Below are 26,057 nucleotides of genomic sequence, written 5' to 3' on the forward strand. Positions count from 1 at the left end.
TCAGAATCTGAAGCGCACCACCAGGTTTTGCAGGCCGGTCGCCAGTTGCGACAATTCCTGGCTGGTGGCGCTGGTCCGGGTCGAGGCGTCAGCACTTTCCAGCGACAGGTCGCGGATGTTCAGCAAATTGCGATCCACCTCGCGGGCCACTTGCGCCTGTTCCTCTGACGCGCTGGCGATCACCAGATTACGTTCATGGATCTGCTCCATTGCCCGGGTGATTTCTGCCAGTGCCAGACCAGCCTGTTCGGCAATCGTCAAGGTATCGGCGACGCGCTGACTGTTGTCGTGCATCGACAGCACCACGCTGTCGGTATCGCCCCGCACCCGGCCAATCATCTGTTCGATTTCGCGGGTCGATTGCTGGGTGCGATGAGCCAGCGCCCGTACTTCATCGGCCACCACTGCAAACCCACGCCCGGCTTCCCCGGCGCGCGCGGCCTCGATGGCGGCATTGAGCGCGAGCAGGTTGGTCTGTTCGGCGATGGCGCGGATCACGTCCAGCACCTTGCCGATTTCCCGGGATTGTTCGGCCAGCGTCTGCACCTGTTGCAGAGCAATGCCGGCATTGCTGCTCATCGCCTGAATCGAATCCAGTGTCTCAATGACCCGCGTCTGGCCCTGGTTGGCTTGCTGCGTGGACAGGCGAGTGCTGTCGGAAGTCGACACCGCGTTACGTGCGACTTCTTCCACCGCGACCGTCATCTCGTTGACGGCCGTGGCGGCTTGCTCGATTTCATTGTGTTGCTGTTGCAGCCGAGCGGAATCCTGCCGAGTGTTCTGATTCATCTGCAGCGCAGCCGCCGCCAATTGCGTCGAGGTGCCGCTGATCAACTGCAGGGTTTCGCGCAGGCTGGTTTGCATGGCCGACAAGGCCTTGAGCAAACGTGCGGTTTCATCGCTGCCGTGGCTGTGGATCGGTTTACTCAAATCCCCGGCGGCGACTTGCTCGGCCACGGCGACGGCCTGACGGATCGGAACGACGATGCTGCGAATCAGCAGCCAGGCCAGGCACAAGGTCAGGAGCGCAACGGCGATCAGCGCACCGATCACGGTGAACTTCACCTGGTTGTAAAGCGAATCGGCCTGGTTGGCCGACAGGCTGACTTCATTGGCGGCAAGGGCCATCAATTCAGCGAACTGGTCACCGGTCTGGGTGGAGTACTCCTGGATTTTGCCGTTGAGCAGCGCGGTCATGTCTTCGCTGCGGTTCTCCCGCGACAGCGCTTCGTATTGCGCCAACGCCTGACGGTAACGGGTGACGGTGGCAACGAACTTTTCGTACGGCTCCCGGTTGTAATCACCGACCAGCGGGGTGAATTTTTCCAGCGTCTCGCCCAGCCAGCCTTGTACTTGATGCAGGCGTGTGACGGTAGCATCGAGCACTTTCGGGTCGCGGTTGAGTGCCATGCGCAGGCTGAGTACGCGAATGCTAAGAACGTAGTCGCGGATTTCACCCAGGTAGCGAACGCTCGGCAGGGAGATGTTTTCCGTGTGCTGGCCGGTGGCGCGGACCTGCGCAACCTGTTTGAGGGCGAACAATCCCTGTAACAGAACCAGCAGGGCGATAACGCCGAAGCTGATCACGGCGCGTTTGGCAATGCTCAAGTGACCTGGCGACATGGTGGGTCTCTGTGGTGTTGAGAAAAAAGGGGGCATTCATAAATCCTGCGCATAAAAAAACGCAGGCCCGGAATCAGGCCTGCGTTTGGGGTGTATCAGTTTTCGACAGTCGGAATCTTGCGCGGCGCCATGAAGTACATCCAGGTCAGCGCGATGAAGTACATCGCCGGAATCATGGTGAACAGCACGGTGTAGTTGTTGTTGGTGATGGTCAGAATGTGGCCGACCAACTGGGTCATGAACATCCCGCCGATCGCGGCGCACATGCCGCCGAAGCCGAACACCGTACTCATCATGTGTTTAGGCGTGTAGTCCATCACCAGGCTCCAGATGTTCGCGGTCCAGGCCTGGTGTGCACCGATGGCCAGGGAGATCGCAAACACCGCCACCCACAGGCTGCTCGAACCGGCGGCCATGATCACGCCGATGATGCAGCAGGCGAACAGGAACATGGACATCAGGCGCGCCTTGATCGGGTTGATCCCGCGACCGATCAGGAACGAGGACAGGATGCCGCCACCGACGCTGCCGAAGTCGGCAGTGAGGTAGATGATGATCAGCGGGATACCCATCTGGGTCACGTTGATCCCCAGGTTGTATTGCTGATTGAGGAACGGCGGCAGCCAGTACAGGTAGAACCAGAACACCGGCGCGGTGATCGAGTAGGCGAGGGCGAAGGCCCAGGTGCCACGCATGCGCAGGATTTTCGAGAACGGTACGCGGGATTGTTCCGGTTCGACTTCCTTCTGGATGTAGTCCAGTTCCGATTGTTTAACGCTTGGGTGATCTTCCGGGTTGAAGTACTTCAGGCCCCAGAACAGCAACCAGATACCGCCCAGTGCCGACATGCACAGGAACGCGGCCTGCCAGCCCCACACATGCAGGATCAATGGCAGCAGCATCGGGGTGAACATCGCGCCGACGTTGGTGCCGGCGTTGAAGATGCCGGTGGCCACGGCGCGCTCGCCGGCCGGGAACCACAACCGCGTGGTTTTCACGCAGGCCGGGTAGTTCGCGGCTTCGGTCAGTCCGAGGATAAAGCGGCAAACCATGAAGCCGACCGCTGACGTGGCCAGGCCGTGGGCGCCGGTCGCCAGGCTCCAGAGCAACACCGCGCAGAAGAACACACGCTTCACGCCGACCCGGTCGATCAAGCGGCCTTGCAGCACGAAACCGATGGCGTAACCGACCTGGAACCAGAAGTTGATGTTGGCGTAATCCATCGCCGTCCAGCTCATTTCCTTGGCCAGGATCGGCTGCATGACGCCCAGTGCGGCGCGGTCGATGTAGTTCAGGGTGGTGGCGAAAAACACCAGCGCCAGCATGCCCCAACGGGTCTTGCCGACGGCCATGGCGCCGCGGATCTTGTCGCCGATGCCGCCGACGGCAGGAGTCGTGGAGGAACGCTCCACGGGAGAGCTTTGAGAAGGAGTCATGTAGGCCACCGATTATTTTTATGTGGTGTTCTGATTCTTGGGTCACCGAGACCGATGGTTGTGACCGGACTCAATGTGTAGTGGATGGTGGGCAGTGGACGAAAAATCGTCAATTCGCCAAAGGCCATTGTGTTCGATAATCGCACGGAAAACTAACCGGATAGTACACTTTGAATTGCTGTGCTCGATACTACAGCCAATAATTTACTCCATGAAAAACGCGGTCCCTGTAGGAGCCGGCTTGCCGGCGATGGCGCCCGCAAGATCGCCATCGCCGGCAAGCCGACTCCTACAAAAACCTCTAACAAGACAGTCTCCACCACCGGGAGTCGAAACATGCAGCGTTCCATTGCCACCGTGTCCTTGAGCGGTACCCTGCCGGAAAAACTCGAAGCCATTGCCGCCGCCGGTTTCGACGGGGTGGAGATTTTCGAGAACGACCTGCTCTATTACGACGGTAGTCCTCGGGAAATCAAACAGATGTGCGCCGATCTCGGGATCGCCATCACGCTGTTTCAACCGTTCCGCGATTTCGAAGGCTGCCGCCGCGACCGCCTGCCGCGCAATCTGGAACGGGCCGAGCGCAAGTTCGACCTGATGCAGGAGCTGGGCACTGACCTGGTGCTGGTGTGCAGCAACGCTTCCGCCGATTCCGTGGGTGATGAGCAAATCCTCGTCGACGACTTGCGCCTGCTGGCCGAACACGCCGGTGCGCGTGGCCTGCGAATCGGTTACGAAGCGTTGGCCTGGGGCCGGCATGTCAACACCTGGCAACAGGTGTGGAACATCGTTCGCCAAGCGGACCACCCAAGTCTGGGCGTGTTGCTGGACAGCTTCCACACGTTGTCGCTCAAGGGCGATCCGAGTGCCATCGCCGACATTCCCGGCGACAAAATCTTCTTCGTGCAAATGGCCGACGCGCCGATCCTGGCCATGGACGTGCTGGAATGGAGCCGGCATTTCCGCTGCTTCCCGGGCCAGGGCGAATTCGATTTACCGGGGTTCCTCGCGCCGATCATCAAAAGTGGCTACACCGGGCCGTTGTCGCTCGAGATCTTCAACGACGGCTTCCGCGCCGCACCGCCACGGGCCAACGCCGCCGACGGATTGCGTTCGTTGCTGTACCTGGAAGAGAAGACCCGCGAGCGGCTGGCGCAGGAAACCCAACCCGCGGCCAGCCCGGACATTCTGTTCGAGACGCCGAAGGCCAGTGAATACAACGGCATCGAATTTCTTGAGTTCGCCGTGGACGAAAGCCTCGGCGCCAGGCTTTCTCATTGGCTGGAGCGGCTGGGCTTCGTCAAGGCCGGCCAACACCGTTCAAAAAGCGTGAGCCTGATGCGTCAGGGCGACATCAACCTGATTCTCAACTCCGAGCCCTACTCGTTTGCCCACAGCTTTTTCGAAGCTCATGGCCCGTCGCTTTGCGCCACGGCGGTGCGGGTCAATGACAGCGCCAGCGCGCTGGCCCGGGCCGTGGCTTACAAAGGTCAGCCTTATCGCGGACTGGTCGGCCCCAATGAGCTGGAACTGGCTGCGGTGCGCGCGCCGGATGGCAGCCTGATTTACCTGGTGGACCAGGACGCCGACGTCTACGGCACCGACTTCAATCTGCAACCGACGGAAACGGCCAGCGGTGGCCTCAAGCGCATCGACCACATGGCCATGGCGCTGCCGGCCGACAGCCTCGACAGTTGGGTGCTGTTCTACAAGAGCCTGCTGGATTTCGAAGCCGACGACGAAGTGGTGTTGCCTGACCCGTACGGTCTGGTGAAGAGTCGGGCGCTGCGTAGCCGCGACAGTTCGATCCGCTTGCCGCTGAACATTTCCGAGAACCGTAACACCGCGATCTCACACGCGCTGTCGAGTTATCGCGGCTCTGGTGTGCATCACATCGCGTTTGACTGCGACGATATCTTTGCCGAAGTCCGTCGGGCCAAGGAGGCGGGCGTACCGCTGCTGGATATCCCGCTCAACTATTATGATGACCTGGCGGCGCGGTTCGATTTCGACGACGAGTTCCTCAGCGAACTGGCTTATTACAACGTGCTGTACGACCGTGATGCCCAGGGCGGTGAGCTGTTCCACGTTTACACCGAGCCGTTCGAAGGGCGGTTCTTCTTTGAAATCATCCAGCGCAAAAACGGCTATGCCGGTTACGGCGCGGCGAATGTGGCGGTACGGCTGGCGGCGATGGCTAAATCCCGCAGCGGCGCCGTTCGTCAGGCTAAGTTGTAGCAATTTCGTAAACGCGAGGTTAAACCGCTGCCGCGCGGCTTCCTTCACTGTGCCGTGCGGCTCATAATCGCCAGCCTGTGCAGTGATGGCCGTGAGCCCGCAATGACAATGACATCAGAACTCTCCGTAGCGCCCGACGAACCGTTGGCCGAGCCACGCAAGAGTCGCAAGAACAACCCGGAAAAGACCCGCGAGAACATTCTTCAAGAAGCCATTGTCGAGTTCGTCCAGCAGGGGCTTTCCGGCGCTCGCGTCGATGCGATCGCCGAGCGCATCCACACCTCAAAACGCATGATCTATTACTACTTCGGCAGTAAGGAACAGCTCTACATCGAGGTGCTGGAGAAACTCTACGGCGATATCCGCAGCACCGAAAACCGCCTGCACCTGGCCGAACTGGCACCGGTGGAGGCGATTCGGCGGCTGGTGGAGTTCACCTTCGATCACCATGATCGCAATGTCGATTTCGTGCGCATCGTCAGCATCGAGAACATTCACAATGCCGAATTCGTGAAGCGCTCCGATGCGATCAAGGCGATGAACAACACCATTCTTGATTCACTGGGCGTGATATTGCGTCGCGGGGCTGAAGAAGGTGTGTTCCGGGCGGGGCTTGAGCCCTTGGATGTGCATCTGTTGATCAGTTCGTTCTGCTTCTATCGCGTGTCGAACCGCCATACTTTTGGTGAGATTTTTCAGATCGACCTGCCGGACGAAAGCATCAAGCAGCGTCATCGAGAGATGATTTGCGAGTCGGTGTTGCGATACCTGCAGGCCTGACGCCTTCGCGGGCAAGCCTCGCTCCTACAGGTTTTACGTTGATCTGTAGGAGCGAGGCTTGCCCGCGAAGCTTTTCAGCCATTCATGCTTTGAAAATGCGCCAGCATTCGCTGCGCATCCGGCACCACGCCGCTGAACAATTCAAACGCTTTCACCGCCTGAAACACCGCCATGTTGCCGCCATCCAGTGTCCGGCATCCCAAGGCGCGTGCGTTGCGCAGCAGTTCGGTTTCCAGCGGGAAGTACACAATCTCCGCCACCCACAACTGCGGCCTTAGCAACTCCACCGGGACCGGCATGCCCGGCAGCTTTTTCATGCCCATGGGCGTGGTGTTCACCAGACCGTCAGCCTGAGCCAACGTGTTCGGCAAATCATGACCCGCCACGGCTCGGCCAGCGCCGAAATGCTGGTTGAGATTGTCTGCCAGACTCTGCGCGCGACTGATTTCCACATCGAAAATGCTCAACCGCTGTACGCCTTCGCTCAATAGCGCGTGGGCCACCGCCGCACCGGCACCACCGGCGCCCATCTGGACGACACGCTCAAGGGCAACGCCCTGCAAGCCACGGCGAAAACCTTCGGCAAAACCCAGGCAATCGGTGTTGTGGCCGATGCGTTTACCGTCCTTCAACACCACCGTGTTCACCGCGCCGATGCCGCGGGCTTCTGGCGACAACTCGTCGAGCAGGGGGATGATCGACTGCTTGCACGGAAAGGTGATATTCAGGCCGGTGAAGTTCATACGTTCCGCCGCCATCAACAGGTCGGGCAGGGCGCTGCTGTCGAGTTTCAACTGATCGAGATCGATCAGGCGGTAGAGGTAACGCACACCCTGGGCGTCGCCTTCATGTTCATGCAGTGCGGGCGTACGGGACGCCTGAATGCCGGCGCCGATCAGCCCGGCCAGTACCGCGTTGTTCTGAGTCACGGCGTTCACCCTTTCAAGCGCAGGCTGAAATGCTCCAGCGCCAGGCGATAGCCGTGGCTGCCGAAACCGGCCATTACAGCGGTGGCAATGGCTGAAACAAAGGAGTGGTGGCGGAAAGGTTCACGAGCATGGACGTTGGACAGGTGGACTTCGATCACCGGCAATTCGCTGGCGACCAGGGCATCACGAATGGCGACCGAGGTGTGGGTCCAGGCGGCGGGGTTGATGACGATCCCGGCGCAACGACCGCGGGCGGCGTGAATCCAGTCGAGCAGTTCGCCTTCATGGTTGGTCTGGCGAAACTCCACCGCCAGGCCAAACTCTTCGGCGGACCGGCCGCACAACGCTGCGATATCCGCCAGGGTTTCGTGGCCGTAAGTTGCCGGTTCACGGGTGCCGAGCAGGTTCAGGTTCGGGCCGTTGAGCACCAGAACGATAGGGTTCATCAGGGTCTCTCCACATATTATTTTTGGCATGGGCTGATGTTTCAGCCTGTGGAGATAAATTGTACTAGATGGTTAATTTGGTCAATTGAACAGGCGCCGAGACGGAGGTTTGTGTGCGGTGATCGGACGGTTTCGGCATCTCAGCGCGGCAAATGCTCTATCAGAAAATCAATAAACGCCCGTAATCGCAGAGGCACATGACGGCTTTGCGGGTAAAGCAGGGTGAATGGTCGTGACCGTCCGCCGTAAGGTTTGAGGATTTCCACCAACGAGCCATCGGCCAGTTCTTTTTCAACGATAAAACGATAGGTCTGGAATAGACCCGCCCCATGTTTGGCCAGGGTCACACCGCCCAGCACGTCGTCGGAACAACTGAGATCGCCCTCGGCGAGAATCTCGCGCTGCACGCCATCGTCGTTGAACAGCCAGGCAATTCGCCGACCGCTGCTGGGCAAATCGTACTGGATGCATTCATGATTTTTCAGGTCATCCAGGGTTTGCGGCGTGCCCGCGCGCTTCAGGTAATCGGGGCTGGCGATCATCACCAGATCCGCGTCCTCCAGTTGCCGGGCGATCAGCCCGGAATCCGGAATCGCCCGCACGCGGATGGCCAGGTCATAGCCTTCACCGACGAAATCGATGTTGCGATTGCTGATGTGCGACTCGACTTTCACCTGCGGAAAACGCTCCCGAAACGCCGGCAGCAAAGGCAGGATCCGGTGATGCGCATACGTCGTGGGAATACTGATGCGCAAGGTGCCGGAAGGCTCTTGCTGCTGGCCCATCACTTCGCGTTGGGCCTCGACCAATTGCGCCAGCGCCTGACGACATTCTTCGTAATACCGGCGCCCGCTATCCGTCAGTTTGACGCTGCGAGTGGTACGCGCGAACAGCCGCACGCCCAGGCGTTCTTCCATGCGCGACACGGACCGACTCACCGCTGCCGGCGTCACGCCAGCGACCAGCGCGGCGGCGGTAAAACTGCCAGCTTCAGCGGCGAGGCAAAACAGTTCGATGCTGCCGAGCTGAAGGTCGTCGAATGTTCGCTGCATGATTGATTACACCGGGGATCAAATGAAGGACTTGATGCAGTGTTTATCAAATTGCGGAAAGGATTGCTTACCATTTTTGCAGCTTATCGCCATGCCCGATGCGAGTTGGAACGCTAGCCTCAAGTTCGGGCGATAACGTGCAGGCTTGCACCGGTTATCGGATTTTCAAGGGAATGACGGGTCATAGGGCTCATTAACCTAACGGATGGGTTAGCATGAAATTGTTCCTCCAGTGCGACCAACATGATTTATTCGGCTTGCTATGAGCCCGAGACGAACAAGACCTTGCTGGCGCTGTTTGGCGTTTCGGAGGGTGTGGAGATCAAGTTATGAAATCGATAGAGGCGAAAACACTGGCGGATCGGCCTGTGACAGAAGCCGCGCTGGATACGGCCATCCGTCGTGGACAAGCGCGTCACAAAGGTGGTTTTCAGGTGACGGCCGTGTCCTTTGTGGAGCCGTGTCTGGCAGTCAGTTTCGTTGATGGCAGTGGCGTGCTGCTGCCGGTGCAGCACTATCCGGAGTTCGATGGATTCGAGGTCGAGGATTTCGCCGACCTGAAAGTCGGTTTTTCCGGAACCGCCCTCTGCCATGAGGGCAAGGATTTGCATGTATCCATCGCCAGCATGATCTCGGCGAGCAAGCCGCTGATGGACATGGCCGCCTCGGTCATTGCTTCGCGCAATGGTCGCCAAAGCAGCGCCGCCAAAGCAGAGGCTGCGCGGGCCAATGGTCGCAAGGGCGGACGTCCGCGCAAGCCAGAAATCACCGAATGAGCACGCACAAAAAAGCCGTCGAAATGACGGCTGTTTTGTATCGCTCAGCAGCAATCAACGACGGGTCAACAACACCCCGGATTCCATGTGGTGAGTCCAGGGGAACTGGTCGAACATTGCGCATTGGGTAATGCAGTGGGTGTCGTGCAACTGGGCGATGTTGGCCGCGAGGGTTTCCGGGTTGCAGGAGATGTACAGGATATTGTCGAAGCGTCGGGTCAGTTCGCAGGTGTCCGGGTCCATGCCGGCGCGAGGCGGGTCGACGAAGACGCTGCCGAACTCGTAGCTCTTGAGGTCGATGCCATGCAGGCGACGGAACGGGCGAACCTCGTTCAGGGCTTCGGTCAGCTCTTCAGCGGACAGGCGCACCAGCGTGACGTTATCCACCGCGTTTTCGCTGAGATTGCTCAGCGCCGCGTTGACTGAGGTCTTGCTGATCTCGGTGGCCAGCACTTTGCGTACGCGGGTCGCGAGTGGCAGCGTGAAGTTGCCGTTGCCGCAATACAGCTCCAACAGATCGTCGGGACGATCGCCGAGTGCGTCAAAAGCCCAGTTCAACATTTTCTGGTTCACGGTGCCGTTGGGCTGGGTGAACGCGCCTTCTGGCTGGCGGTAGCTGAACGTGCGGCCACCGACTTCCAGTTTTTCGACCACGTAATCGTGACCGATCACTTCGCGTTTGCCCTTGGAGCGGCCGATCACGCTGACGTTCAGGTCTGCCGCCAGTTTTGACGCCGCCGCATGCCAGTGTTCGTCCAATGGGCGGTGGTAGCACAGCGTGATCATTGCATCGCCGGCCAGCGTGGTCAGGAACTCTACCTGAAACAGCTTGTGGCTCAGGGCCGCACTGGCTTTCCACGCGGCCTTGAGCTGCGGCATCAGTTGATTGATGCGCAGGCTGGCAATCGGTAACTCTTCAATCAGGATCGGCGTGCGTTTGTCTTCCTGAGAAAACATCGCGTAGTGACGCTCGCCGGCTTCACGCCACAGGCGGAATTCGGCACGCAGGCGGAAGTTCTTCAGCGGCGAATCGAACACCGCCGGCTCCGGTGCATCGAACGGGGCCAGCAGGTCGCGCAGGCGCGAGACCTTTTCTTCGAGCTGAACGGTGTAAGCCTGGGAATCAAAAGTCATGCGTTGAACCAACCCAACTTGATCACAAACAGAATCGACAGAATCACCAGCGCCGGGTTCAGCTCACGGCCGCGACCGGACAGCAGCTTGATGGCGGTCCAGGAAATGAAACCGAAGGCGATGCCGTTGGCGATGGAGTAAGTGAATGGCATGGCCAGCGCAGTGACCACGACCGGTGCGGCAACAGTGATGTCGTCCCAGTCTATTTCGGCCAGGCCGGAAGTCATCAAGACTGCGACGAACAGCAGTGCCGGCGCCGTGGCAAATGCCGGAACACTGGCGGCCAGTGGCGAGAAGAACAGTGCCAGCAGGAACAGGATCGCCACCACAATGGCCGTCAGACCGGTGCGGCCGCCGGCGCTCACGCCTGCTGCGGATTCGATGTAGCTGGTGGTGGTCGACGTACCCAGCAACGAACCGGCCATGGCCGCGGTGCTGTCCGCGATCAGCGCACGGCCCATTTTCGGCATGTGGCCGTCCTTGCCCATCAGACCGGCGCGCTTGGCGACGCCGATCAGGGTGCCGGAGTTGTCGAACAGGTCGACGAACAGGAAGGCGAAGATCACGCTGACCAGACCGATGTCCAGTGCACCCTTGATGTCCAGTTGCAGGAAGGTCGGCGCCAGCGATGGCGGCATCGACATCACGCCGCCGAACGGGGTGAAACCGAGGGCAATCGACGCAATGGTCACGACCAGAATCCCGATCAGCACCGCACCGCGCACAGCGAGGGCTTCAAGGGCAACGATCAGGGCAAAACCCAGGGTGGCGAGGATCGGTGCCGGTTGTTTCAGGTCACCGAGGCCGACCATGGTCGCCGGATTGCTGACCACGATGCCGGCGTTGTGCAGGGCGATCAGCGCCAGGAACAGGCCGATACCGGCAGCAATCGCCGAACGCAGCGGCAGCGGGATGCTGTTGATGATCCATTCCCGGATGCGGAAGATCGACAGCAGGAAGAAGCACACTGCCGAGATGAATACCGCGCCCAGCGCCACTTGCCAGGTGTGGCCCATGTGCAGGACCACGGTGTAGGTAAAGAAGGCGTTCAGGCCCATGCCCGGTGCGAGGGCGATCGGGTAGTTGGCGATCAGGCCCATGGTCGTGGAGCCGATGGCGGCTGCCAGACAGGTGGCGACAAACACCGCACCTTTGTCCATGCCGGTCTCGCCGAGGATGCTCGGGTTGACGAACAGAATGTAGGCCATGGCCAGGAAGGTCGTGACGCCCGCAAGAATCTCGGTCCGCACGTTGGTGTTGTGTGCCTTGAGTTGAAACAGCCTTTCCAGCATGTCTGCTCCCCGTGGCGCGCCCGGCGCCGTGAATGTATCGACCTCAACAGCAAAGCACAGACCGCTGCAGGCGCCTGGTAATTTTCTGTGGGTCGGAAAAAGCCGCGCATCATACCAGCCGCGTGGGGTTGTGGCTGCTTATGGTGGTGATCGTCGTCGATGTTTTGCGTTAAAGCCAAGTGCGCCATACTGCGCGCTGGTTTTGAGGGACATGGGGATTGCATGAAAAAGCGTCTGGTTAACGTATTCGGAGTATTGATTGCCTTGATGCTGGGGGCGCAAACCGCTTCGGCTGCCTCGGCGGCGCCGTTGAGCCAGGTCAAGGTGCTCAAGGTCGAGTCGCCAGCCTGTGGGTTTGAGGACATTGGCGAGGGGCAGGAGACAACACGCTGCGATCACAGCGGGCCGAACATCAAGATCTACGTGCTGGAAGTCGGCTATGGGCGCAAGGCGCAAGTCGGGCTGGACGGTTTTGATGTGGACGGCACCCGGACCCCGATCTGCGCCTTTGATAACGGCAACCTTACCGATTGCACCGTCGGCAGAAAAACCGTGGGTTACCTGTATGTCTTCGATCTGGCCGGCAAGCAAGAAGGCACGTTCACCTTCAGCAACACGTCCATCAATGCGCCGGGCAACACGCTGTCGACGCAGCTTTACATCAAGTAACGGCCGGCTCGAACAAGGGTCAGGAAAGCTGACTACGCTTTAAAGATCATTCTGTGGACTGCGCCCATGACCTTTAGAGCCCTGATTACCCTCGCTGAGGGCATCGATGACCTGCAAACCGTGACGCTGATCGATGTGCTGCGCCGCGCCAAGGTTGAAGTGGTGGTGGCCAGCATCGAGGGCCGGCGCATGCTCACCTGTGCTCGCGGCACCCGCGTGACGGCCGATGCAATGCTGGTGGATTTGCTGGCTCAGCCGTTCGACCTGATCGTGCTGCCCGGCGGTGCCGTCGGCGCGCAACATCTGGCCGGCCATCAACCTTTGCAGCAATTGATCAAGGATCAGGCGGCAGCCGGCCGTCTGTTCGCCGGCATCGCCGAAGCCCCGGCGCTGGCACTTCAGGCCTTTGGCGTCCTGCGTCAACGGCGGATGACGTGCCTGCCGACTGCCAGCCATCAACTGTCGGGTTGCAACTTTGTCGATAAACCGGTGGTTGTCGACGGCAACTGCGTGACCGCTCAAGGTTCAGGGGGCGCACTTGAGTTTGCCCTGACACTGGTGGAACAACTTTGCGGCAAGGCCATGCGGGCGACGGTGGCGGGGGAGTTGGTGGTTTAACGAATGTCAGGCCGTCGCTTCTTCCACTGGCACATGCATACGATCCCGGTTGGCCAGGGTCGGGAACAGTTTGATCCAGACCCCAGTCACCACCAGCGTGCCGATGCCGCCCATGACCACCGCAGGCACGGTGCCGAACCAATGGGCGGTAAGACCGGATTCGAACTCGCCCAACTGGTTCGAGGCGCCGATGAACAGGCCGTTGACGGCGCTGACCCGGCCACGCATTTCATCCGGGGTTTCCAGTTGCACGAAGGACGCGCGGATCACCATGCTGATCATGTCTGCTGCGCCCAACACGACCAGCACCGCCAGCGAGAACCAGAATGAAGTGGACAGGCCGAACGCAATGGTCGCGACGCCGAATACACCGACGGCGGTAAACATCACCCGACCAACCTTGCGATCCACGGAGAACCGCGCCAGCCATAGCGACATCAGCAACGCGCCCACTGCCGGAGCCGAACGCAACAAGCCCAGGCCCCATGGCCCGGTCAGCAGAATGTCCTTGGCAAACACCGGCAGCAAGGCCGTCGCGCCGCCGAGCAGCACGGCAAACAGATCCAGAGAAATCGCCCCGAGAATGTCCGGTCGGCTGCGAATGAAGCGGATACCCGCCAGCAGCGAGTCCAGGGTGGCCTTGCCTTTGTTCAACGGCGTTTGCCGCGCAGGCAGGTTGAGCATCAGCAGGCAGGCAATCACATAGAGAATCACGGTCGGGCCGTAGACCCAGACGCTGCCAAAGGCATACAGCAAGCCGCCGAGGGCCGGCGCGACGATGGTCGCCGATTGTTGGGCAGACTGTGCAGCGGCGACGGCGCGGGGGAACAGCGCGGAGGGAACGATACTTGGCAGCAGCGCCTGGGTGGTCGGCATCTCGAAGGAACGCGCGGCGCCGAGCAGAAACGCGAGGATGAAGATCATTTCCCGGGTGACATGGCCGGTGGCGCCGCCAATCGCCAGCGTCAAGGCAATCAAGGCTTGCAGCGACTGACAGATCGCCGCGACTTTACGCCGGTCGTAGCGGTCGGCGACATGCCCGGTGTGCAACATGAACAGCACGCGCGGGGCAAACTCCACCAGACCGACCAGGCCCAGATCCAGCACGTTGCCGGTCAGTTGATACAGGTTCCAGCCGATGGCCACGGTGAGCATCTGAAAGCCACTGGCGGTAAACACCCGAGCCAGCCAGAACGCGATGAAAGGGCGGTGATGACGTAACAGCAAGGGCGCTTGGCTGGGCATCTGAGGCGGATCTTGAGCGAGGAGAGGTCCGAGATTATCACCAACCTGTAACCAGAAGTTGCAGAGGCGGGAAATTTAGTTAGCTAGACACCGATCCAGAAAACCCGCAAATCCCCCTGTGGGAGCGGGCTTGCTCGCGAAGACGTCGGCGCATCCAACATAAAGGTGACAGACAGATCGCCTTCGCGAGCAAGCCCGCTCCCACACGGAATGTGTTGCAGCTGATTGCCGAACCTATGAGGCAACCTGTCACGCGGCAAAAGACCACACCGTCCATCGCCAAAAACCGGACTACTCTTTTACCCATGCTTGATCCAGATCAAGGCCTTTGTGGAATTGATCTGGTGGCCAGATGGCCAGACTCCCTACGTGTGATGTTTGTAAAAAGAAGAACGAATTCAAATTCGCCACACTCCTATTCGTGGGGGCCGTGGGTGTAGGCCGCAAGCCTTCAGCCGGTATTACCTGACAGAGGAAGACTTATGTTCGGTTTGGAGGCGCTTGATCTCGCCCGAATTCAGTTCGCGTTCACCATCTCGTTCCACATCCTGTTCCCGGCCATCACCATTGGTCTGGCGAGTTACCTGGCGGTACTCGAAGGCCTGTGGCTGAAAACCAATAACGACACCTACCGCGATCTGTACCACTTCTGGTCGAAGATCTTTGCCGTCAACTTCGGCATGGGCGTGGTCTCCGGGCTGGTCATGGCCTATCAGTTCGGCACCAACTGGAGCCGTTTTTCGGACTTCGCCGGTTCCGTCACCGGGCCGTTGCTGACGTACGAAGTACTGACCGCGTTTTTCCTTGAAGCCGGTTTCCTTGGGGTCATGCTGTTCGGCTGGAACAAGGTCGGGCGCAATCTGCACTTCTTCGCCACGGTCATGGTCGCCATCGGCACGCTGATCTCGACCTTCTGGATTCTTGCGTCCAACAGCTGGATGCAAACCCCGCAGGGCTTCGAAATCGTCAACGGCCAGGTCATTCCAACCGACTGGCTGGCGGTGATCTTCAACCCGTCGTTCCCGTACCGCCTGATGCACATGGCGACGGCCGCGTTCGTCGCGACCGCATTCTTCGTCGGTTCCTCGGCGGCCTGGCATTTACTGCGCGGCAAGGACAACCCGGCGATCCGTACCATGCTCTCGATGGCCATGTGGATGGCCTTGATCGTCGCGCCGATTCAGGCGGTCATCGGTGACTTCCACGGTCTCAATACGTTGAAGCATCAACCGGCGAAAATCGCCGCGATCGAAGGCCACTGGGAAAACCACGGCGATGAACCGACCCCGCTGATCCTGTTCGGCTGGCCGGACATGAAAGAAGAGAGGACCAAGTTCGCCGTCGAGATTCCGTACCTGGGCAGCCTGATCCTCACGCACTCGCTGGACAAACAGGTGCCGGCGCTCAAGGAGTTCCCGCCGGAAGACCGGCCGAACTCGACCATCGTGTTCTGGTCGTTCCGGATCATGGTCGGCCTCGGATTCCTGATGATCTTCACCGGTTTGTGGAGCCTGTGGCTGCGCAAACGCGACAGGCTCTATACGTCGCGACCGTTCCTGTACCTGGCATTGTGGATGGGGCCGTCCGGCTTGATCGCGATCCTCGCCGGTTGGTTTACCACTGAAATCGGTCGTCAGCCTTGGGTCGTCTACGGCCTGATGCGCACGGCGGACGCGTCCTCCAATCACAGCTTCATGCAGATGAGCATCACGCTGATCCTGTTCGTCGTGGTCTATTTCGCGCTGTTCGGTGCCGGTCTGGGCTACATGATGCGCCTGGTGCGCAAAGGGCCGAAGATCGACGAAGGCAAGGAAACCAACGACGGTGGTCCCGGCCAGAAACGCACGCCGGCGCGTCCGCTGTCTGCGGCTGACGATGATGGCGCCGAAAACGACCACAGCCCCAGCCTGACCAAGGAGATTTGAGTCATGGGTATTGATCTTCCGCTGATCTGGGCCGTGATCATCATCTTCGGCATCATGATGTACGTGGTCATGGACGGCTTCGACCTGGGCATCGGGATTCTCTTCCCGTTCATCCCGGGCAAGACTGACCGTGACGTGATGATGAACACCGTAGCACCGGTCTGGGACGGCAATGAGACCTGGCTGGTGCTGGGCGGCGCGGCGTTGTTCGGTGCTTTCCCGCTGGCCTATTCAGTGGTGCTCTCGGCGCTGTACCTGCCGCTGATTTTCATGCTGATCGGGCTGATCTTTCGCGGCGTGGCGTTCGAGTTCCGCTTCAAGGCCAAGGACGACAAGCGCCACCTCTGGGACAAGGCGTTCATTGGTGGCTCCATCGCCGCGACCTTCTTCCAGGGCGTCGCGTTGGGTGCGTTCATCGATGGGCTGCCGGTGGTCAACCGTCAGTTCGCCGGCGGGTCACTGGACTGGCTGACACCGTTCACGATGTTCTGCGGCGTGGCGTTGGTGGTGGCTTATGCGCTGCTCGGTTGCACTTGGCTGATCATGAAAACCGAAGGCAAGTTGCAGGAGCAGATGCACAACCTGGCGCGGCCGCTGGCGTTCGTGGTGCTGGCGGTGATTGGTATCGTCAGCATCTGGACGCCGCTGGCTCACGCGGAAATCGCCGCGCGCTGGTTTACGTTGCCGAATCTGTTCTGGTTCCTGCCGGTACCGATTCTGGTGTTGGTGACCATGTACGGCTTGATCCGCGCTGTGGCTCGCAATGCGCACTACACGCCGTTCCTGCTGACGCTGGTGCTGATCTTCCTCGGCTACAGCGGTCTGGGCATCAGCCTGTGGCCGAACATCGTGCCGCCGTCGATCTCGATCTGGGACGCCGCCGCACCGCCGCAAAGCCAGGGCTTCATGCTGGTCGGCACCTTGTTCATCATCCCGTTCATCCTGGGTTACACCTTCTGGAGCTACTACGTGTTCCGCGGCAAGGTCACCCATGAAGATGGTTACCACTAATCCTGTAGGAGCCGAGCTTGTTCCGGGCGGCACTCCGACGATGGCGTCATCACAGACGCCATCAACCTTGAAGAGGAGGTCTTGAACGCCATGACTGGTAAACACACTTTGGAAGAAATCCAGGCGGCAGAGAAAAAGCCGCTCTGGCAGCGGCTCGGCTGGCTGGCGATGATCTGGGCTGGCAGCGTGGTGGCGCTGTTCATCGTTGCGAGCCTGATGCGCATGTTCATGAATGCCGCAGGCCTGTCGACCCACTGAATTCGCAAAATCCCATCCCGATGTCTTGCGGCACGGATTTACAACCCTCCTGCGCTGGAGGGTTTTTTTTGCCCGGGATTATTTTCGGGCTTTGAGGATCACGAACTTCGGTGTGGCCGCCACTTGTTCGACGCCACGGAACAACCGCGCCAGTTTGCTGTGATAACCCAGATGACGGTTGCCGACGATGTACAGCGCGCCGCCCACCACCAGCGCTTCGCGTGCTTGCTGAAACATCCGCCAGGCGAGGAAGTCGCCCACGACTTGTTGCTGGTGAAACGGGGGGTTGCACAGCACCACGTCCAGTGACTGCGGTTCCTGTCCGGCCAGACCATCCCCGGCACGCACTATCACGTCCCGGTCACCCAGCGCCGCGCGCCAGTTTTCGGCGGCCGATTGCACGGCCATGAAGGATTCGTCCACCAGCGTGTAGTGCGCCTGAGGGTTTTGCAGAGCGCTGGCAATGGCCAAAACGCCGTTACCGCAGCCCAGATCAGCGACCCGTGCCGCGCCGAGGTTTGTCGGCAAGTGCGGCAGAAAGGCTCGCGTACCGATATCCAGCCCTTCGCGACAGAACACATTGGCGTGGTTGAGCAGTTCAATCGCCGGCGCATCGAGCTGATAGCGAGTCGGGTAGGGCGATGTCGCGGGGGCTTTGGCTTCAGCGGTGGCCATCAACAGCCGAGCCTTTTTCACCGCCAGCGAGGCTTGAACCGGACCGATGTAGCGCTCCAGCAAATCCCCGGCGGCGCGTGGCAGATGCTTGATCATGGCGCCGGCAATCACTTGGGCGCCGGGCGCCAATTGGCTTTGCAGACGGATCAGTTGTTCCTCCAGCAAGGCCAGGGTTTTCGGCACGCGGATCAGGACCCGATCAAACGGGCCGGTCAGCGCATCGCTGGCAGGCACGCGAGGCACGGCATCAAATGCCTGAGCGTTACGGATCAGATTTTTTTCCAGGCCCTGAAAGGCCAGGAACGAGTCGCCGCTGCTGGTCACCTGAACCTTGCCTGCGAGGCTGGCCACCAATGCGCCAAAGCTGTCGTTGAGCACCAACACTCGAGTGTTCGCGCCCGGTTGTTGTTCGGCCAGGTGATTGAGCAGGTATTCGTCGGCGGCATCAAACGCTTGCAGCGGTTCGTTCTGCTGTTCTGGCTGGCGGATCAGGTCGAGGCGGGCGAAGGATGTTTCGAGCAAAGGCATGGGGCGGGGCTCTGGGTAAATCAACGGGTATCCCGCGGCCCAGGGGCGTTGTAGCGGGCGAGACCGTCCGAGTGCACTGCGTCGTGAAGGTTCACACGTCAACACTCAGGAGGAATCACAAATGGTACGTTACTCGCAGGTTTTAATCGATCAACGTGTCGAGGTGCTTTTGAGGTGACCGGCCTTGATCGCGGCGATGATCGCGGCAATCTTGTTGCTGACCCCGAGTTTCAAAATCACGCTTTGAATGTGGAAATGGATGGTCCGTGCGCTCAGGTTGAGAATTCGCGCGCTTTCTTCAGCCGTCTTCCCGGCTGCCGCCAGTTCCAATACGTCGATTTCCCGTGGAGATAAATGTGCAGCGGGTGGTTTCAGCATTTTCTTGGGCAATGATTGTGCGATCAACGCATGAAGATGGCGGCACATGAACACCGAGAAACCGAGATTTTCATACAACTCCAGGGCCGTGATCGGGCAATGGCTCCTTGCCAGCCTCAGAATACTGCACAGGCCGCTCTCTTCGTCATGCAGCGATTGTGACCAGCCGTGCTGCAAACCTTGTGCTTCAAGGGCTTCCCACAGTGAAGGAACCTTGGAAAAAAGATTTTCGCTCCACAGAATGGGCAGCATCGAGTGATTGCAATGAGCTACTACCGGGTCCACCAAGCTTAAGTTTTTCTGTTCATAATATTTGTTCCAGACGGTTGGGTAATTGTTGTGTCGGATAGTGTTGAACTGGTTGTTTTTTGTTTGATAAGTAGTTGAAAAAGCGAAAAATTTAAACCCGATATTTTTCGCGAATTCAAGTGCGATCGGGTACGCTGCATCAATATGCTTCGTGCTCGATAGTTGGTTGAGTTGTGACTCCTTCCACCGCTCCATCATGTATCTCCATTTTACAATCTGCCGGGGTGCTGATTGGATCCGAAATCCTGCACGAGCCGAGTGTAGGATGAATCCTACATAAAAGTGAGATTTTTTGGCTTTACTACGCTTTAAAAAATAGATATCAAGTTCTAATAGAGTTTTTAAAAATACGGCGGGTTTTGAATGTTGAGTTTAATTTCATTGGCTGTTTTATTAACTGAATGGTACGTCTAGAAAGATCGAATACTATTTGTAATGTTCAGGTTGATAATAAAAGGCACTACAAATCGTCGGTGTTTGTTTTCCCTGCTTTGCGGGACACTGGATGCTATCTGTTGAATGGAGCGCACCATGACTGCCAGTGCAGAAAAATTCACGCGCCAGACCCTGCTCGACGTCAAGCCGTTGACCCCAAACCTGTTCACCCTGCGCACGACACGGGATCCGGGCTTTCGTTTTCGTGCGGGGCAATTCGCCCGGCTGGGCGTGACCAAGGCTGACGGCAGCGTTGTTTGGCGTGCCTATTCCATGGTTTCTTCACCTTACGACGAGTTCCTCGAGTTCTTTTCCATCGTGGTGCCGGGAGGCGAGTTCACCAGTGAGCTGAGTCGGCTGGGCGTCGGCGATACGCTGCTGGTCGACCGCCAGGCCTTTGGATACCTGACGCTTGATCGCTTCATCGACGGGCGGGATCTCTGGTTGTTATCCACCGGCACGGGCGTGGCGCCGTTTCTGTCGATCCTGCAGGACTTCGAGGTCTGGGAGAAATTCGAGCGAATCATTCTGGTCTACAGCGTGCGCGAAGCCCGGGAGCTGGCGTATCAGGAACTGATTGCGGAGTTGGTGCAGCGTGACTATCTGGCCGAGTACGCGCACAAGTTTCAGTACATTGCCACCGTTACCCGCGAGCAGCATCCAGGGGCCTTGAATGGCCGGATCACCACCTTGATAGAGAGTGGCGAACTGGAGCGGGCGGCAGGCGTGGCACTGACGGCCGAGCATTCGCGGGTCATGCTGTGTGGTAACCCGCAGATGATCGATGACACGCGAAAACTGCTGAAACAGCGTGACATGCACTTGAGCCTCAGCCGACGCCCCGGGCACGTGGCGGTGGAAAACTACTGGTAAAAAAAACGGCGCCACGAAGGCGCCGTTTTTTATCTGCATCAGATCATTAAGGCCGATTGTTCTGGGCCTTCAGCAGATCGCGAATTTCACCCAACAGCTCTTCTTCCTTGGTCGGAACCGGCGGCAGGGTGGGCGCAACGGCCTCTTCGCGCTTCAAGCGGTTGATGGCTTTGACGCCCATGAAAATCGCGAACGCGACGATGATGAAGTCGATCATGCTCTGGATGAATTTGCCGTACGCCATCACCACTGCGGGGGCGTTGCCGCTGGCGGCTTTGAGCGTAATGGCGAGATCACTGAAATCCACCCCACCGATCAGCAGGCCGATTGGCGGCATGACCACGTCGCCGACAAACGACGAAACGATCTTGCCGAAGGCGGCACCGATGATGATACCGACGGCCATGTCGACCACGTTGCCTTTTACCGCGAAGGCCTTGAACTCATTTAGCACGCCCATAGGTTATTTCCTTGTTACAGATGAGGTTGGTAATGCAGTGTAAATCAGCCAAATGGTTCTTGCCCGAAACAACTGCTTACAGCGCTTGCCTGCTATCGACCGGGGCAACGGTAAAAGGTTTTCAAAATGCCATCACTGATGCGCAGATCTGCGTGTTCCAGGCTTGCTCTCGCTATCCATCTGAGGTGGCGTTGTTCGTCATTCAGCGATGGAGGTGGTGGTTGTCAGTAAAAGTGTGTGCGTCTCAGGAGTGTTTTATTGAGTGCAATGGGAATGTGCGCTATTAGTTTTACAGTACTGAATTTCAGGTATAAGTTCTTGGTTCAGAAAATAGTGGCTGGAAAAACACAGAGTGGATGATTCCGTAAAGCCATCGATTTGATTATTTGTATTAAACTCTTGGTCTGTTGGGTAATGTTGTACGTTAAGTTCGCAGAGTGTTAAGAGTTGTACAGCTTTGTGGGTTTTAGATTTAACTTTTGCAGAGTTGTTTGGGCGGCGTGTTGTACAAGTTGTAAAATTTATAACGATGTCGTTGTCTCGAGAGCCGAGCAAGTTGCCGCACAACTCCATTGGGTAACTCCGTCGCACTGATCCAGTCCAGCTGAGCTATCATCGCGTTTTTTTGCCGGGAGTTCAGATGGCCAAGGCCAAGCGCATGTACGGCTGCACCGAGTGCGGCTCAACCTTCCCCAAGTGGGCCGGCCAGTGCGGCGAGTGCGGGGCCTGGAACACCTTGACCGAAACCATGGTCGAGAGCGGCGGTGCCGCAGCCCCCAGCGGTCGCACCGGCTGGACCGGCCAGCAGGCACAGATCAAGACCCTGGCCGAAGTCAGCGTCGAAGAAATACCGCGCTTTTCCACCGCCTCCAGTGAACTCGATCGCGTCCTGGGCGGCGGGCTGGTGGACGGTTCGGTGGTACTGATCGGCGGTGATCCGGGCATCGGCAAATCAACCATCCTGTTGCAAACCTTGTGCAACCTCGCCAAGAGCATGCCGGCGCTGTACGTCACGGGCGAAGAGTCCCAGCAGCAAGTGGCCATGCGCGCCCGACGCCTGGGATTGCCGCAGGATCAACTGCGGGTCATGACTGAAACCTGCATCGAAACCATTATCGCCACCGCTCGGGTCGAAAAGCCCAAGGTCATGGTGATCGACTCGATTCAGACGATTTTCACTGAACAGCTGCAATCGGCACCGGGCGGCGTGTCCCAGGTGCGGGAGAGCGCGGCCTTGCTGGTGCGCTATGCCAAGCAAAGCGGTACGGCGATTTTCCTGGTTGGCCACGTGACGAAAGAAGGTGCGCTGGCAGGTCCGCGCGTGCTGGAGCACATGGTCGATACCGTGCTGTATTTCGAGGGCGAGTCCGACGGTCGCTTGCGCTTGCTGCGGGCGGTGAAGAACCGTTTTGGCGCGGTCAACGAATTGGGCGTGTTCGGCATGACCGACAAGGGTTTGAAAGAAGTCTCCAACCCTTCGGCGATTTTTCTCACTCGTGCACAGGAAGAAGTCCCGGGCAGTGTGGTCATGGCAACGTGGGAAGGCACCCGACCGATGCTGGTGGAGGTTCAGGCGTTGGTGGATGACAGCCATCTGGCCAACCCGCGTCGGGTCACGTTGGGGCTGGATCAGAACCGACTGGCGATGTTGCTGGCGGTTTTGCATCGACACGGCGGTATTCCGACCCACGACCAGGACGTGTTCCTCAACGTGGTGGGCGGCGTGAAGGTGTTGGAAACCGCTTCCGACCTGGCGCTGATGGCGGCGGTCATGTCCAGCTTGCGCAACCGACCATTGCCCCATGACCTGCTGGTGTTCGGCGAAGTCGGTTTGTCTGGCGAAGTGCGTCCGGTGCCGAGTGGGCAGGAACGCTTGAAAGAAGCGGCCAAGCACGGCTTCAAACGGGCCATCGTGCCCAAGGGCAATGCGCCGAAGGAGTCTCCTCCGGGATTGCAGATTATTGCTGTAACCCGCCTCGAACAGGCCCTCGACGCACTCTTCGAGTAACCCCAATCCTTGTAGGAGCCAGCTTGCTGGCGATTGAAGTTCACGCGCGTTCGTGTGTGCCGCAATCGCCAGCAAGCTGGCTCCTACAAAGGGAGGTTCACACTTCTATAAGCGCACCCAATTCGCGCTCCAGCTCCTGCGGATCCCCCAGGTTGAGCTCGATCAATCGCCGCAGCCGCTCGATGGATTCCAGGCTGATGTACCGGCAAACGAATCCCAAATGGCGAGGATCGTCGTGCGTCAGTTGCACGTCCATCTTGATGTCAACGTCGTTGCTGAGATGAATGTCGACGGAAAAGATCTTTTCCGGGTCGCCCAGCCATGGCTCGGGCCGCTCGATCAGCAAACCCTTGAGCGACAAGTCAATCAGCTGTACTGGCCAGATGTACTCTCCCTGGCTCAGCTCGGTTCGGGCATCGAACGCAATACGTTTGAAGCGGCGGCGATTGGCAGGGTGTTCGCTCATGGCGCAATCCTCTGAGATGTTCGCTGACTATAGACCCGCATTGTCAAAGCCTGCCAGCCGACACAGGCGTCTAGACCAATGTCGGGGTATGGCCTTTGCCGTCAGGAGAGCTAAACTCGGGGTGGCTGTCTTTCTTGTCCACCCTGGCTGGAATAAAAAAATGAAAAATAATAATAGCCCGCTACGCCACCTACCCTGGCTACTGCTGGCAATCGTCGGAGCGTGCGCCCTTGGTGTAGTGGCATTGCGCCGCGGCGAGGCAATCAACGCCTTGTGGATTGTGGTCGCCGCCCTGGCCATTTATCTGGTCGCGTACCGTTACTACAGTCTGTTCATCGCTAACAACGTGATGCAACTCGATTCGCGACGGGCCACCCCCGCCGTGCTCAACAATGATGGTCTGGACTACGTCCCTACCAACAAACACATCCTCTTCGGTCACCACTTCGCAGCCATTGCCGGTGCGGGGCCGTTGGTCGGTCCGGTGTTGGCGGCGCAGATGGGCTACTTGCCCGGCACACTGTGGCTGATCGCCGGTGTGGTGCTGGCCGGTGCGGTTCAGGACTTCATGGTCCTGTTCATGTCCACCCGCCGCAACGGCCGCTCCCTGGGCGACATGGTCCGTGAAGAAATGGGCCGCATCCCCGGCACCATCGCGCTGTTCGGCTGCTTCCTGATCATGATCATCATCCTCGCGGTGCTGGCGCTGATCGTGGTCAAAGCCCTGGCCGAGAGCCCGTGGGGCATTTTCACGGTGATGGCGACCATCCCGATCGCGATGTTCATGGGCATTTACATGCGCTACATCCGCCCGGGCCGCATCGGTGAGATCTCCATCGTCGGCGTGCTGTTGCTGCTCGGTTCGATCTGGCTCGGCGGGCAGATTGCCGCGGACCCGGTCTGGGCCAAGGCCTTCACCTTCACTGGCGTGCAGATTACGTGGATGCTGGTCGGTTACGGTTTCGTGGCCGCTTCGTTGCCGGTGTGGTTGATTCTGGCGCCGCGTGACTACCTGTCGACGTTCCTGAAAATCGGCACCATCATCGCCTTGGCGATCGGCATCCTGGTTACCATGCCCGAGCTGAAAATGCCGGCGCTGACCCAGTTCATCGATGGCACCGGTCCGGTATGGAAGGGCGGTCTGTTCCCGTTCCTGTTCATCACCATTGCTTGTGGCGCGGTCTCGGGTTTCCACGCGCTGATCTCTTCCGGCACCACGCCAAAACTGCTGGATAACGAGGTCAACGCCCGTTACATCGGTTACGGCGGCATGTTGATGGAATCGTTCGTGGCCATCATGGCGATGGTTGCCGCTTCGGTGATCGAGCCAGGTGTGTATTTCGCCATGAACAGCCCGGCCGCCGTTGTCGGCGGTGACGTGGTGGCTGTGGCGCAAACCGTCAGCAGCTGGGGCTTTGCAATTACCCCGGAAGCGCTGCAAGCGGTGGCCAAGGACATCGGTGAAACCACCATCCTGGCCCGCGCCGGCGGTGCGCCGACCCTGGCGGTCGGTATCGCGCAGATCCTGCACAGTGTCCTGCCGGGTGAAAACACCATGGCGTTCTGGTACCACTTTGCGATTCTGTTCGAAGCGCTGTTCATCCTGACAGCGGTGGACGCCGGTACCCGTGCCGGTCGCTTCATGTTGCAGGACTTGCTCGGTTCCTTCGTGCCGGCGCTGAAACGCACCGAATCCTGGACCGCCAACCTGATCGCCACCGCCGGTTGTGTGGCGATGTGGGGCTGGTTGCTGTATCAGGGCGTGATCGATCCGCTGGGTGGCATCAACACCTTGTGGCCGCTGTTCGGTATCTCCAACCAGATGCTGGCCGGTATTGCGCTGATGCTTGGCACCGTCGTGCTGATCAAAATGAAACGCCAACGCTACGTCTGGGTGACCATGCTGCCTGCGGTCTGGCTGCTGATCTGCACCACCACTGCCGGCTTCATCAAGCTGTTCGACGCCAACCCGGCGATCGGCTTCCTGTCGTTGGCCAAAAAATACAGCGATGCGCTGGCCAACGGTCAGATCCTCGCCCCGGCCAAGGACATCACCCAGATGCAACACGTGATTTTCAACGCCTACACCAACGCAACGCTGACCGCGCTGTTCCTGTTCGTGGTGTTCAGTATCCTGTTCTATGCGCTCAAGGTCGGCATTGCCGCCTGGGGTAAAAAAGAACGTACGGATAAAGAATCGCCATTCCAGGCCTTGCCGGACGCGTAATCGAGGATTGCAGCATGTTCAATGACCTGAGTCGCCTCGGTAAATACCTCGGTCAGGCCGCACGCCTGATGGTCGGCATGCCCGACTACGACAACTACGTCGAGCATATGCAGACCAAACACCCGGACAAACCGGTGATGAGCTACGAAATGTTCTTTCGGGAACGTCAGGAAGCCCGTTACGGTGGCAAGGGTGGGCCGAAGTGCTGTTGATGCACGAGGCTTAAGCAACACACCACTGTAGGAGCCCGGCTTGCCGGCGATGGC

24 protein-coding genes are annotated in these 26,057 nt (G+C 59.0%); 12 read left to right on the forward strand and 12 right to left on the reverse strand.

The genetic code is table 11. From position 1 onward, the window contains the following. Together ACYZUC_RS24220 and ACYZUC_RS24225 are read right to left on the reverse strand one after the other, a co-directional pair. The gene (locus tag ACYZUC_RS24220; RefSeq protein ID WP_461990861.1) at positions 1 to 1,623 is read right to left on the reverse strand and encodes a methyl-accepting chemotaxis protein; all 1,623 of its coding nucleotides are present in this window, start codon (positions 1,621 to 1,623) and stop codon (positions 1 to 3) included. 95 nt (positions 1,624 to 1,718) lie between these two features. Beyond that, positions 1,719 to 2,975 carry an MFS transporter gene (locus ACYZUC_RS24225; RefSeq protein ID WP_461996755.1) on the reverse strand — a complete coding sequence of 419 codons (1,257 nt, stop codon included), beginning with the start codon at positions 2,973 to 2,975 and terminating at the stop codon, positions 1,719 to 1,721. A 420-nt stretch (positions 2,976 to 3,395) separates the two neighbouring features. Between ACYZUC_RS24225 and quiC the strand changes: the two genes are divergently transcribed. Next, a complete protein-coding gene (quiC, locus tag ACYZUC_RS24230) occupies positions 3,396 to 5,297 on the forward strand; it encodes a 3-dehydroshikimate dehydratase QuiC (RefSeq protein ID WP_461990862.1) in 1,902 nt (633 codons plus the stop codon). 102 nt (positions 5,298 to 5,399) lie between these two features. Continuing rightward, positions 5,400 to 6,077: a TetR family transcriptional regulator gene (locus ACYZUC_RS24235; protein ID WP_008028922.1), complete on the forward strand. Its 678-nt coding sequence runs from the start codon at positions 5,400 to 5,402 to the stop codon at positions 6,075 to 6,077. A 74-nt stretch (positions 6,078 to 6,151) separates the two neighbouring features. On the opposite strand, the gene ACYZUC_RS24240 is transcribed toward ACYZUC_RS24235, so the two are convergent. From ACYZUC_RS24240 to ACYZUC_RS24250, 3 genes are all read right to left on the reverse strand, one after another. Further along, positions 6,152 to 7,006 (reverse strand): shikimate dehydrogenase, encoded by an 855-nt coding sequence (locus ACYZUC_RS24240; protein ID WP_461990865.1) that lies wholly within the window; start codon positions 7,004 to 7,006, stop codon positions 6,152 to 6,154. Positions 7,007 to 7,011: 5 nt separating this feature from the next. After that, on the reverse strand, positions 7,012 to 7,452 hold the full coding sequence (gene aroQ, locus ACYZUC_RS24245; RefSeq protein ID WP_461990867.1) for a type II 3-dehydroquinate dehydratase: 441 nt from the start codon (positions 7,450 to 7,452) through the stop codon (positions 7,012 to 7,014). A 140-nt stretch (positions 7,453 to 7,592) separates the two neighbouring features. Beyond that, complete coding sequence (locus ACYZUC_RS24250) at positions 7,593 to 8,504, reverse strand: LysR family transcriptional regulator (RefSeq protein ID WP_461990869.1); 912 nt, start codon at positions 8,502 to 8,504, stop codon at positions 7,593 to 7,595. Positions 8,505 to 8,833: 329 nt separating this feature from the next. On the opposite strand from ACYZUC_RS24250, the gene ACYZUC_RS24255 reads away from it, so the two are divergent. Next, positions 8,834 to 9,280 (forward strand): DUF2442 domain-containing protein, encoded by a 447-nt coding sequence (locus ACYZUC_RS24255; protein WP_461990870.1) that lies wholly within the window; start codon positions 8,834 to 8,836, stop codon positions 9,278 to 9,280. Positions 9,281 to 9,334: 54 nt separating this feature from the next. Here the strand turns inward: ACYZUC_RS24255 and trmA are convergent, their stop codons facing one another. Both trmA and ACYZUC_RS24265 read right to left on the reverse strand, forming a co-directional pair. Further along, positions 9,335 to 10,414 (reverse strand): tRNA (uridine(54)-C5)-methyltransferase TrmA, encoded by a 1,080-nt coding sequence (gene trmA, locus ACYZUC_RS24260; RefSeq protein WP_461990872.1) that lies wholly within the window; start codon positions 10,412 to 10,414, stop codon positions 9,335 to 9,337. Next, positions 10,411 to 11,706 (reverse strand): NCS2 family permease, encoded by a 1,296-nt coding sequence (locus ACYZUC_RS24265; RefSeq protein ID WP_008028910.1) that lies wholly within the window; start codon positions 11,704 to 11,706, stop codon positions 10,411 to 10,413. The genes trmA and ACYZUC_RS24265 overlap by 4 nt, the downstream gene beginning before the upstream one ends. A 222-nt stretch (positions 11,707 to 11,928) precedes the next feature. On the opposite strand from ACYZUC_RS24265, the gene ACYZUC_RS24270 reads away from it, so the two are divergent. Both ACYZUC_RS24270 and ACYZUC_RS24275 read left to right on the forward strand, forming a co-directional pair. After that, entirely contained in the window at positions 11,929 to 12,375 is a 447-nt protein-coding gene (locus ACYZUC_RS24270; RefSeq protein WP_008040293.1) for a DUF4879 domain-containing protein, read from the forward strand. Between the two features lie 66 nt (positions 12,376 to 12,441). Continuing rightward, positions 12,442 to 12,993, forward strand: coding sequence for a DJ-1 family glyoxalase III (locus tag ACYZUC_RS24275; RefSeq protein ID WP_461990875.1), 552 nt, complete (start codon positions 12,442 to 12,444; stop codon positions 12,991 to 12,993). Positions 12,994 to 12,999: 6 nt separating this feature from the next. Here ACYZUC_RS24275 and ACYZUC_RS24280 read toward each other — a convergent pair whose 3' ends face one another. After that, positions 13,000 to 14,238 carry an MFS transporter gene (locus ACYZUC_RS24280; protein ID WP_461990877.1) on the reverse strand — a complete coding sequence of 413 codons (1,239 nt, stop codon included), beginning with the start codon at positions 14,236 to 14,238 and terminating at the stop codon, positions 13,000 to 13,002. Between the two features lie 482 nt (positions 14,239 to 14,720). Between ACYZUC_RS24280 and ACYZUC_RS24285 the strand changes: the two genes are divergently transcribed. The 3 genes from ACYZUC_RS24285 to ACYZUC_RS24295 all read left to right on the forward strand — a co-directional run bounded on the left by ACYZUC_RS24285 (position 14,721) and on the right by ACYZUC_RS24295 (position 17,432). After that, positions 14,721 to 16,163 (forward strand): cytochrome ubiquinol oxidase subunit I, encoded by a 1,443-nt coding sequence (locus tag ACYZUC_RS24285; protein ID WP_461990878.1) that lies wholly within the window; start codon positions 14,721 to 14,723, stop codon positions 16,161 to 16,163. Positions 16,164 to 16,166: 3 nt separating this feature from the next. Continuing rightward, positions 16,167 to 17,174, forward strand: coding sequence for a cytochrome d ubiquinol oxidase subunit II (gene cydB / locus ACYZUC_RS24290; RefSeq protein WP_008028900.1), 1,008 nt, complete (start codon positions 16,167 to 16,169; stop codon positions 17,172 to 17,174). Positions 17,175 to 17,264: 90 nt separating this feature from the next. Then, positions 17,265 to 17,432 (forward strand): DUF2474 domain-containing protein, encoded by a 168-nt coding sequence (locus ACYZUC_RS24295; protein ID WP_008028899.1) that lies wholly within the window; start codon positions 17,265 to 17,267, stop codon positions 17,430 to 17,432. A gap of 78 nt (positions 17,433 to 17,510) precedes the next feature. On the opposite strand, the gene ACYZUC_RS24300 is transcribed toward ACYZUC_RS24295, so the two are convergent. Together ACYZUC_RS24300 and ACYZUC_RS24305 are read right to left on the reverse strand one after the other, a co-directional pair. After that, positions 17,511 to 18,635 carry a methyltransferase gene (locus tag ACYZUC_RS24300; RefSeq protein WP_461990881.1) on the reverse strand — a complete coding sequence of 375 codons (1,125 nt, stop codon included), beginning with the start codon at positions 18,633 to 18,635 and terminating at the stop codon, positions 17,511 to 17,513. A gap of 150 nt (positions 18,636 to 18,785) precedes the next feature. After that, positions 18,786 to 19,517: an autoinducer binding domain-containing protein gene (locus ACYZUC_RS24305; protein WP_461996756.1), complete on the reverse strand. Its 732-nt coding sequence runs from the start codon at positions 19,515 to 19,517 to the stop codon at positions 18,786 to 18,788. 336 nt (positions 19,518 to 19,853) lie between these two features. Between ACYZUC_RS24305 and ACYZUC_RS24310 the strand changes: the two genes are divergently transcribed. Beyond that, the gene (locus tag ACYZUC_RS24310) at positions 19,854 to 20,630 is read left to right on the forward strand and encodes a ferredoxin--NADP reductase (RefSeq protein ID WP_461990883.1); all 777 of its coding nucleotides are present in this window, start codon (positions 19,854 to 19,856) and stop codon (positions 20,628 to 20,630) included. 46 nt (positions 20,631 to 20,676) lie between these two features. Here the strand turns inward: ACYZUC_RS24310 and mscL are convergent, their stop codons facing one another. Beyond that, entirely contained in the window at positions 20,677 to 21,090 is a 414-nt protein-coding gene (gene mscL, locus ACYZUC_RS24315) for a large-conductance mechanosensitive channel protein MscL (RefSeq protein WP_461990885.1), read from the reverse strand. Between the two features lie 640 nt (positions 21,091 to 21,730). On the opposite strand from mscL, the gene radA reads away from it, so the two are divergent. Beyond that, positions 21,731 to 23,098 carry a DNA repair protein RadA gene (gene radA, locus ACYZUC_RS24320; protein WP_008028888.1) on the forward strand — a complete coding sequence of 456 codons (1,368 nt, stop codon included), beginning with the start codon at positions 21,731 to 21,733 and terminating at the stop codon, positions 23,096 to 23,098. Positions 23,099 to 23,195: 97 nt separating this feature from the next. Here radA and ACYZUC_RS24325 read toward each other — a convergent pair whose 3' ends face one another. Further along, positions 23,196 to 23,564: a PilZ domain-containing protein gene (locus ACYZUC_RS24325; protein WP_461990886.1), complete on the reverse strand. Its 369-nt coding sequence runs from the start codon at positions 23,562 to 23,564 to the stop codon at positions 23,196 to 23,198. A gap of 160 nt (positions 23,565 to 23,724) precedes the next feature. Here ACYZUC_RS24325 and ACYZUC_RS24330 point away from each other — a divergent pair, with 160 nt between their 5' ends. Together ACYZUC_RS24330 and ACYZUC_RS24335 are read left to right on the forward strand one after the other, a co-directional pair. Next, positions 23,725 to 25,791 (forward strand): carbon starvation CstA family protein, encoded by a 2,067-nt coding sequence (locus ACYZUC_RS24330; protein ID WP_461990888.1) that lies wholly within the window; start codon positions 23,725 to 23,727, stop codon positions 25,789 to 25,791. A 14-nt stretch (positions 25,792 to 25,805) separates the two neighbouring features. After that, positions 25,806 to 26,003 carry a YbdD/YjiX family protein gene (locus ACYZUC_RS24335; protein ID WP_007895266.1) on the forward strand — a complete coding sequence of 66 codons (198 nt, stop codon included), beginning with the start codon at positions 25,806 to 25,808 and terminating at the stop codon, positions 26,001 to 26,003. Positions 26,004 to 26,057 lie beyond the last annotated feature (54 nt).

This window comes from Pseudomonas sp. GT1P32, assembly GCF_054897805.1.